The sequence below is a fragment of the Phenylobacterium sp. 58.2.17 genome, from assembly GCF_026411515.1.
In the GTDB taxonomy this organism is placed as follows: Bacteria; Pseudomonadota; Alphaproteobacteria; order Caulobacterales; family Caulobacteraceae; genus Phenylobacterium.
The window spans coordinates 1-8,096 of sequence record NZ_JAPMTQ010000079.1 but is presented as its reverse complement, the minus strand read 5'-3'; the positions used below and the strand labels follow the sequence as shown (position 1 = coordinate 8,096).

5 protein-coding genes are annotated in these 8,096 nt (G+C 71.5%); 4 read left to right on the top strand and 1 reads right to left on the bottom strand.

What is annotated here, in order from left to right; all coding sequences use genetic code 11:
• The first annotated feature begins 53 nt into the window (after positions 1 to 53).
• From OUA97_RS22705 to OUA97_RS22690, 4 genes are read left to right on the top strand one after another with little or no spacing between them, the layout of a single operon-like run.
• A complete protein-coding gene (locus tag OUA97_RS22705; RefSeq protein ID WP_267234363.1) occupies positions 54 to 1,106 on the top strand; it encodes an efflux RND transporter periplasmic adaptor subunit in 1,053 nt (350 codons plus the stop codon).
• 4 nt (positions 1,107 to 1,110) lie between these two features.
• Complete coding sequence (locus tag OUA97_RS22700) at positions 1,111 to 4,197, top strand: efflux RND transporter permease subunit (protein ID WP_267234362.1); 3,087 nt, start codon at positions 1,111 to 1,113, stop codon at positions 4,195 to 4,197.
• Between the two features lie 8 nt (positions 4,198 to 4,205).
• Positions 4,206 to 5,264 carry a serine hydrolase domain-containing protein gene (locus OUA97_RS22695; protein WP_267234361.1) on the top strand — a complete coding sequence of 353 codons (1,059 nt, stop codon included), beginning with the start codon at positions 4,206 to 4,208 and terminating at the stop codon, positions 5,262 to 5,264.
• Positions 5,261 to 6,085 carry a PIG-L deacetylase family protein gene (locus OUA97_RS22690; protein ID WP_267234360.1) on the top strand — a complete coding sequence of 275 codons (825 nt, stop codon included), beginning with the start codon at positions 5,261 to 5,263 and terminating at the stop codon, positions 6,083 to 6,085. Before OUA97_RS22695 ends, OUA97_RS22690 begins: the two co-directional genes overlap by 4 nt.
• 101 nt (positions 6,086 to 6,186) lie before the next feature.
• Here OUA97_RS22690 and OUA97_RS22685 read toward each other — a convergent pair whose 3' ends face one another.
• On the bottom strand, positions 6,187 to 7,926 hold the full coding sequence (locus tag OUA97_RS22685) for a hypothetical protein (protein ID WP_267234359.1): 1,740 nt from the start codon (positions 7,924 to 7,926) through the stop codon (positions 6,187 to 6,189).
• Positions 7,927 to 8,096 lie beyond the last annotated feature (170 nt).

The following is an 8,096-nucleotide window of genomic DNA, read 5'->3' as shown; positions in this document are numbered from 1 at the left end:
TTTTTTTGTTTATTGGTTTGATATTATGTTTTTTTTGGTCCCCGCGCGGGGGGGTGGGGGGTGGGGGGGGGCCCCCCCGCCGCCCCCCCCCCACCGCCTGTTCGAAGGCGCCGAAGACCGCTGAGGCCCCGCCGCCCGCGGCGGTCGAGGCGGTCGCCGTGCGCAGCCCTTCAGGCGGCGCGGTGCTGACCGCCACCGGGCCGCTGGAACGGCGCCGCGAGATGACCCTGTCGTTCCGCATCGGCGGGGTGATCACCGCCCTGAACGTCGACGACGGCGACGTGGTGCGCGCCGGTCAGGTGCTGGCCAGCCTCGATCCCGCCGGCGTCGCCGCTGCTCAGACCCAGGCCGACGTCGAGGTCGAGCGCGCCCGCCGCGACCTGGCCCGCGACCAGGCGCTGTTCGACAAGGGCTTCATCTCGGTTCAGCGGCTGGACGATCGCAAGAGCGCCCTGCGCGCGGCCCAGGCCCGCGCCGGATCGGCCGCCTTCGACCGCCGCTGGGCGCAGTTGGTCTCGCCCGCGGGCGGCGTGGTGCTGCAGCGAACCGCCCAGGCCGGCGAGGTTGTACAGCCCGGACAGGCGGTGCTGCGCATCGCCGACGAATCCAGTCCGCTCACCCTGCGCGCGCCCCTGGCCGATCGCGACGTGATCCGCGTCCGCGTCGGCCAGAGTGCAAGCGTGCGTATCGACGGTCTCCCCGCCGTCGTGCCCGGTCGTGTCAGCCGGGTGGGTGAGCGGGCCGGCCCCCAGACCGGGGCCGTCGACGTCGAGATCGAGCTGCTCGGCGCCCATCCGCTGCGCTCGGGCCAGATCGCCACCGCCGACATCAGCGTCGGCGCTGCGCCGACCACGCCGATGGCGCGGGTCCCGGCCGAGGCGATCCTTGAGGCCGACGGCCAGAAGGCCTCCGTCTTCGTGCTCGACAAGGACGTCGCGCGCCGCCGGCCGGTGAGCTTCGGCGGCTTCGACGGCGACGACGCCCTGGTGTCCGGCCTGCCGCCCGGCGCGCGAGTGATCACCGCCGGCGCCGGCTTCATCGCCGACGGCGAAAAGGTGCAGGTGGTCGATCCCAAGCAGCTCAACCTGGCCTCGGCGGGGAAGTGAGCCGATGAGGTTCGACGTCGCCGCCTTCGCCGTCCGCAACTGGCAGTTCACGCTGGTCGCGTTCGCCCTGCTGGCCATGCTGGGGCTGAACGCCCTGATGACCACGCCGCGGTCCGAGGACCCGCACTTCCCGATTCCGGTGGTGATCGTGCGCGCGGTGCTGCCCGGGGCCGAGCCCGCCGAGATGGAGCAGCTGGTCGCCGACCCGATCGAAGACGCCCTCGACGGCCTCGACGACGTCAGCAAGATCTCCTCGACCAGCCTGGACGGCGCGGCGGTGGTCAGCGTCGAGTTCGACTGGAGCGTCAATACCGAGCGCAAGTACGACGAGGTCGTGCGGGAGGTGAACGCCCTGCGCCCCAGCCTGCCGGCGGGCCTGGCCCAACTGGAGGTGCGCCGCGCGCGCACCACCGAGGTCGCCATCGTCCAGGTCGCGCTGGTGAGCGATCACCTGCCGATGCGGCGGCTGGAGAAACTGGCCGACACCCTGCGCGAGCGGCTGGACCGCACCCCCGGCGTGCGCGAGGCGCGTTACTGGGGCGCGCCGCCGTCCGAGGTGCGGGTGGCGATCGATCTGCCGAAACTTGCAGCGATGCAGCTGCCGCCGACGGCGGTCGCCGACGCCCTGCGTGCGGCCGGCGCCGAGACCCCGGTCGGGGCGGCCCACGCCGGCGAACGGCGCTTCAACGTCAAGGCCGGCGGCGCGTTCCGCGATCTGCAGACGGTCGCCGACACCCCGGTCCGAGCGATAGACGGCCAGGTCGTGCGGGTCAGGGACGTCGCCGAGGTGAGCTGGGCCCAGCAGGAAGCCGACCACCTGACGCGCTTCAACGGTCAGCGCGCGGTGTTCGTGACCGTCGCCCAGAAGGACGGCGCCGACGTCGCCAAGGTGACCAAGGGCGTCGAGCAGACCCTGGCCGAGTTCCGCAAGACCCTGCCCGCCGGCGTGAAGCTGGAAGAGGGCTTCGTGCAGGCCAAGAACGTCGAGCATCGGCTCTCGCGGCTGTTCCGCGATTTCGGCCTGGCCCTGGCCCTGGTGATGGTGACGCTGCTGCCCCTAGGCCTGCGCGCCGGCGGGGTGGTGATGCTGTCGATCCCGCTGTCGCTGCTGATCGGCCTGTCGGTGCTGCAGGCGCTGGGCTTCACGGTCAACCAGCTGGCCATCGCCGGCTTCGTGCTGTCGCTGGGGCTGCTGGTCGACGACAGCATCGTGGTCACCGAGAACATCGCCCGCCACCTGCGCGAGGGCGAGACCCGGCTGAACGCGGCGATCAACGGCACGCGCCAGATCACCCTGGCGGTGATCGGCTGCACGGCGACGCTGATGTTCGCCTTCCTGCCGCTGCTGGCCCTGCCGGGCGGATCGGGCGCCTATATCCGCTCGCTGCCGGTGACGGTGCTGGCGACGGTCGGCGCCTCGCTGCTGGTGGCGCTGACCATCATCCCGTTCCTGGCCAGCCGCATGCTGTCTCGCCACGAGGATCCGGAGGGCAACGCCATCCTGCGGGCGGTGAACGGGGCGATACACCGCTTCTACACACCGGTGCTGCACCGCGCCCTAGCCCGCCCGTGGGTGGCCGTGGCGATCATCGGCGCGATCTGCGCCACCACCGTGCCGCTGCTGGGCGCCATCGGCTCCAGCCTGTTTCCGCCGGCCGAGACCCCGCAGTTCCTCGTCAGGGTGGAGACCGCCGACGGCTCGTCGATGGCCAAGACCGACCAGGCCCTGCGCCACGTCGAGGCCCGGCTGAAGGGGACGCCGCAAGTGGCCTGGACCGCGGCCAATCTGGGCCGCGGCAACCCGCAGATCTTCTACAACCAGCAGCAACGCCAGACCCAGGCGAGCTACGGCGAGGTGTTCGCCAGCCTGAAGGCCTGGGAGCCCGGCAAGAGCGAGCAGGTGCTCGACGCCCTGCGCGCCGACTTCGCCCGCTATCCGGGCGCGAAGATCAGCATCGTCACCTTCGAGAACGGCCCGCCGATCGAGGCGCCGGTCGCCATCCGCATCACCGGCGAGAACCTGGAGGTGCTGAAGGCCCTGGCCGCCCGCGCCGAGCAGATCGTGAAGGCGACGCCCAGAACCCGCGACGTCGAGAACCCGCTGCGGCTCGACCGCACCGACATCGACCTCGGCCTCGACGAAGCCAAGGCCGCGGCGCTCGGCATGCCGGCCGGCGCGGCGCGGCGCACGGCGCGGCTGGCGCTGTCGGGCGAGGAAACCGCCCGCTACCGCGATCCGGACGGCGACGACTATCCGGTCCGCGTGCGGCTGCCGATGGGCGAGCGCAACGAGCTGTCGGCCCTGGCCCAGATCCACGTGCCGACCTCCGCCGGGCAGTCGGCGCCGCTGGCGGCGGTGGCCCAGCCGACCTTCCGCTCCAGCCCGGCGCTGATCACCCGCTATGACCGTGTGCGGACGGTGACCGTGACCTCGCATGTCCGCACGGGGGCCCTGACCTCGAAGGTGACCGCCGACGTCCAGGCGCGGCTGGCCAAGGAGCTGCCGATGCCGGCCGGCTACAGCCTGTCGCTCGGCGGCCAGGCCGAAGCCCAGTCCGAGAGCTTCGCAGGCCTGGGCGCGGCGATCCTGGTGGCGGTGTTCGGGATCCTGGCGATCCTGGTGCTGGAGTTCGGCAAGTTCCGCACGGCGCTGGTGGTGGCGGGGGTCATTCCGCTCGGCCTGTTCGGCGCGGTGGCGGCGCTCTGGCTGACCGGCAACTCGCTGTCCTTCACGGCCACCATCGGGCTGATCGCGCTGATCGGGATCGAGATCAAGAACTCGATCCTGCTGGTCGACTTCACCGAGCAGCTGCGCAAGGGCGGGATGGGGCTGCGCGAGGCGATCGAGAAGGCCGGCGAGGTCCGCTTCCTGCCGGTGCTGCTGACCTCGGTCACCGCGGTCGGCGGCCTGCTGCCGCTCGCGCTCGAGGGATCGGGGCTCTACTCGCCGCTGGCCATCGCCATCATCGGCGGGCTGATCACCTCGACCTTCCTCAGCCGGGTCGCCACGCCGGTCACCTACCTGCTGCTCTCGCGCGGCGACGAGAAGGCCGGCGAACTGCCGCGCGAGGTCGAAGCGCAGGCGGCCTGAGACCGCGCATGACGGATGACAAGGCCGACGGTTCCGGCCAGTCTCGCGCCATGACCCTCGCGCCCCTGCCCGCCCAGCCCGCCGACGTTCCCTGGCCGACGGAGGCCTGGCCCGAAGGCGCCTTGCCCGCCAACCTGCAGCGCGAGCGGTTCGACGCCCTGCTGGCGCAGGCGTTCGAGGGCGACGACGTCGGGGCGACCCACGCCCTGGCCATCGTCCAGGGCGGCCGGCTGATCTTCGAGCGCTACGGCGAGGGCTTCGGGCCGGACGCGACCTATCCGTCCTGGTCGAAGGCCAAGAGCGTCACCCAGGCCCTGGTCGGCATGCTGGTGCTGGACGGCAAGCTGGACATCCACGCCCCGGCTGGCGTCCCCGAATGGCAGGGCGAGGATCCGCGCGCAGCCATCACGCTGGACCAGCTGCTGCGCATGTCGAGCGGCCTGAAGTTCGTCGAGGACTACGTGCCCGGCCACGTCTCGGACGTGATCGAGATGCTGTTCCAGTCGGGCAAGGAGGACGTCGCTCACTACGCGGCCAGCCAGCCGCTGGAGCACGCGCCGGGCGGCTTCTGGTCCTATGCCAGCGGAACCAGCAACATCGTCGCGCGGATCGCCGGCCAGGCGGCCGGCGGCGACCTGAAGTCCTATATGTGGGCGCGGCTGTTCGGGCCGCTGGGCATGACCAGCCCGATCCCGAAGTTCGACAAGGCCGGCACCTTCATCGGCTCGTCCTACTGCTACGCCAGCGCCCGCGACTTCGCCCGCTTCGGCCTGCTCTACCTGCGCGGCGGCGTCTGGGAGGGCAAGCGTCTGCTGCCCGAGGGCTGGGTCGACTACGCGCGCACGCCGACCTTCCAGCAGGAGGGGGTGACCGAGGGCCGCTATGGCGCGCACTGGTGGCTGGACATCGCCGGCCCCGGCTCGTTCTCGGCCAACGGCTATGACGGCCAGTACACGGTGCTGGTCCCCGATCTCGACCTGATCCTGGTGCGGCACGGGGCGACGCCGCTGGACAAGAAGGACGCGCTGAAGGCCTGGGTCGGGCAGGCGGTGGACTGCTTCCGGTGATCTGGCTGCTGCCGGCTCTGGCGGCGGCGAAGGGCGGGCTGAGCTTCTGGCTGGCCCGCAAGCAGTTCAACGACGACGCGGTGCCGATCACCCGTGACCTGTTCCCGGCCGGCGCGCCCCGGCGCGTGATGGCGATCTGGGCCCACCCCGACGACGAGATCACCAGCGCCGGCGCCTTGGCCGCCATGGCGCAGGCCGGCGCGGAGCTGACCCTGGTCTACCTGACCGCCGGCGAGGCGGCCAAGGACACCGGCCATACCCGCGAGGCGCTGGCCCGGGTGCGACGGGCCGAGGCGCAGGCGGCCGGCGATCATCTGGGCGCGGCGCATGTCGAGGTGCTGGACTTCCCGGACGGCGGTCTGGCTGCCAGCGACCATGTCGCCGCCCGCGCCGCCATCGCCGGGCTGATCGCTCGGTTCCAGCCGAGCCTGGTCATCGCCTTCGACGAGAAGGTCGGGTTCTACGGCCACCCCGACCATGTCCAGGCCGGGCGCTGGACGCGCGAGGTGATCGAGGCCGGCGCCCCGTCCGTGCGCCGGCTCTACCAGGCGACCCTGCCGCAGCCGATGATCGCCCTGGCGCTGAAGCTGGTGAGCGCGTTCCGCGACAACTATCCGGCGGCCCGCGAGGACGGACTGCCGGCCCCGACCGTAGCGGTCAACATCGTCGCCCAGTCAAAGCGCAAGCGGCGGCTGCTGGGCGTCCATGTCTCGCAGGCCAAGGTGATCGCCGACGTCCAGCCCTATGCCGACCGGCTGCCGCACTGGCTGTACTATCGGCTGTTCGACCGCGAGTACTTCGCGCTGGCGGTGGACCGGTAGGGGACTGGGACCGCACGAGCCTGGCCAGATCAGGGTGTTCATGGGTTCCGGTCCTCGGCTGCGCCGAAACCGGGATGACGTTTGAAAATGGCAGCCGGACCTCAGCCCGGATCGCCCGCCAGCACCACGTCGCGGTACTTGAGCGCGGCCGCCGCCGGCATGGCGGACCAGCCCTGGAGCAGTGAGCCGCGGCCCCAGGGCGGGGCGAAGTACTCGACCGCCCCCATCCAGCCCTGCTCCAGACAGCTCTCCCACCAGCGCAGCATCGGATAGCGCCAGCCGGAGAGGCCGCGGCGCAGGCGCTCCTCGGCGTAGAGGCCCGACAGCCAGGGCCAGTCCGACCCGTTGTGGTAGCGGTAGGCGAAGGCCGACTTCGAGCGGGTGTCGGCCTTGTGCCGGTATGGCGGGAAGCAGCACATCACACCCCAGTCGCCGTAGGGCTGCGCGTCGTTGTGGCGGCTCTCGAGGTTGGCGCGCACCGCCTCCAGCACCTGCAGAGCCCGGTCCGGCGGGACCGCGTCGTGGCGCAGCAGGGTCAGGCTGTCGAGCGTCAGGTGATGCTCCAGGGTCGGCTCGACGTCTTCCAGCCCGGGCGGCGCGTGATAGTCGGCGTACCAGCCGTCCGGCCCCCACAGCGCCGCATCGACGGCCTGGCGGGTCTGTTCGGCCAGCACGCGCGCCTGGCCAGACAGCTGCGGATCGATCCGACGGCCCAGCCGCGCGATCACGTCCAGCGTCCCGACCCAAAGGCCGAGGTCGTAGGCGACGAAGCCGCCTCGATAGACGTTGTCGGCCCAGTCGCGGTCGTGCCGCGGCTTCACCGGCAGCCCCAGTTCGGAGAAGCCGCGATAGCGCTCGAAGATCGCCTTGATCAGCGGCCAGTGGCGCTCGGCCGGCTCGTCGCCGCCGCTCGCCCGCTCGTAGTCGCCGATCGCCAGCACGAAAAACAGCGGCGAGTCGAAGTGGTCGCTCCACCAGTCGTTCGAGCGGGTGTGGATCCAGTCGAGCCCGAACACCGTGGTGCGCAGCTCCTCCCAGGCCTTGGCCTGTTCCGGCCCCGAGACGATGACGCCGCTGGGCGCCTCGCCGTCCGGCTGAACGCCGGAGGCCAGCATCTCGATCTCCTCGTGGACCATGGCCGGGGCCGCTTCCAGCAGCAGCTGCAGCGTCCAGTAGCCGTCGCGGTAGTAGGTGCGGGCCGGGGCGGAATAGTGCAGGCCGGCGGCCAGGCCGTCGAAGCGGCCGCGCTCGTCGCGGCGCACGCTGGAGAGCGCCGCGTGGGTCCCCTGCATCACCATGCTGCGCAGCATCGGATCGGCCTCTGGCAACCGGTCGCAGTGGGCGGCGTAGGCGCGGGCCTCGGCCAGGATGGTGTCGACCGAGAAGTGCAGCGCGCGCTCAGCCTCGGCGATGTCGGTCCCCGCGGCGATCACCAGGTCCACGCCGCGCTGTTCGATCAGCACGTTGGCCCAGGGCAAGTCGACGCGGCGGCGGGTCTTCTCGCGGCGCACTCCGGCCTTCGGATGGTGGATGCGGTCCCAGGAGGCGCAGCGCCGCGCCGGGGTGAAGCCGCGATAGGCGACGCCGCAGATCACCATCACCGGCGCTTCCTGAGCCACGAATATCCCACCGCCCGGCGCGGTCAGCAGGTTGGGTCCGTGGACATAGGGCCCCGCGAGCGGGGTGAAACGGATGCGGCCGAGATCCCCCTCGCCCCACAGCGCCAGGTCGCCGAATCCCGCCGCCGACAGCTCGCCCTGCAGGCGCGGGGCCATGACCGGCAGCAGGACCGGCGTCGTGCTCTCGACCAAGCCGTCGGCGCGTGGAGTGAGGACGGGCATGGCTTCCCCTGCATCTGTTGCCGGAAAGAACGCGGAACGGCGCAGTCCTTTCCGAGAGCGCCGCCTTCCAGTGTCATCCCGGCTGGAGCGCAGCGTAAGGCCGGGATCCATTGCCCCTGTCTCTTATACACATCTGACGCTGCCGACGAACCGGAAGGTGTGTAGATCTC

Bases quoted from the DNA above. Each gene is read 5' to 3' on its own strand.
- OUA97_RS22700 (WP_267234362.1), top strand. From the start codon at position 1,111: ATGAGGTTCGACGTCGCCGCCTTCGCCGTCCGCAACTGGCAGTTCACG.
- OUA97_RS22695 (WP_267234361.1), top strand. From the start codon at position 4,206: ATGACGGATGACAAGGCCGACGGTTCCGGCCAGTCTCGCGCCATGACC.
- OUA97_RS22685 (WP_267234359.1), bottom strand. From the start codon at position 7,926: ATGCCCGTCCTCACTCCACGCGCCGACGGCTTGGTCGAGAGCACGACG.